1 protein-coding gene is annotated in these 776 nt (G+C 72.6%); it reads right to left on the bottom strand.

The window, feature by feature from the left end:
- On the bottom strand, positions 1-776 hold a 776-nt coding region (locus tag NCR34_RS27900; protein WP_502800135.1), incomplete at both ends, for a site-specific integrase.

Below are 776 nucleotides of genomic sequence, written 5' to 3'. Positions count from 1 at the left end.
CCGCGGTCGTGCCAATGTGCGCGCAGTGCCGCGACGGTCGCGCCACTGACCGGCACGGTGCGCTGCTTGCGGCGCTTGCCGATGACGGTCAGCGTCCAGACCGACGACGGGCCGCGCCCCGACTCGGCCGGATCGGCCGACGCGACCGAGCGGGACGACGTTGGGGGCGACGTTGTCTGCGACGGCGAGCGCGGCGAGGGGCTGCGCGACGCGCGCCCATCCGCCGCCACCTCGGCGAGGCGCAAGTCTTCGCGCCGGGCGAGCGCCGCCTCCGCCCGCCGCAATCCGGAATCCCCCATCAGTAGAATGGCGGCCCGCGCGGCGCGCCATTGCCGCGCCTCATCGTCACCCTCCGGCACGACACCCTTGAAGCCGTCGCAGCGGCCATCGAGCGCCTGACGCACCTGCGTCCATAAGCGGGCGGGCAGCGCCCGGTGGACTTGCACGGACAGTTCGCGGGTCACCGTCGCCGGTTCGTGCACCGCGCTCCACGGATTGCCGGCCAGATACCGCACCTCCACCAGCCACGCAAACGCGGCGCGCAGCACCCGCACCGCATACGCCTGGCTCTCGGCGGACAGGCCCTCCGGCGCGAACGGGCGCCACCGCCCGCTGCTGCGGGGTCGCTTCGGTCCGGTGAACGACGCCAACGGCGCCTTTAAGAAATCTTTGTACGCCTCGCAGTCCTCCACCGTCAGCGACGACAGCGCCTTGCGCCGCACCACCACGCTCCACAGGATCAGCCGTTCGAGCTCGCGCGTGTACGCGCGCAAGGT

The organism is Caballeronia sp. GAWG1-5s-s, from assembly GCF_023631445.1.
In the GTDB taxonomy this organism is placed as follows: Bacteria; Pseudomonadota; Gammaproteobacteria; order Burkholderiales; family Burkholderiaceae; genus Caballeronia.
This window is presented reverse-complemented; position numbering and strand designations above follow the sequence as displayed.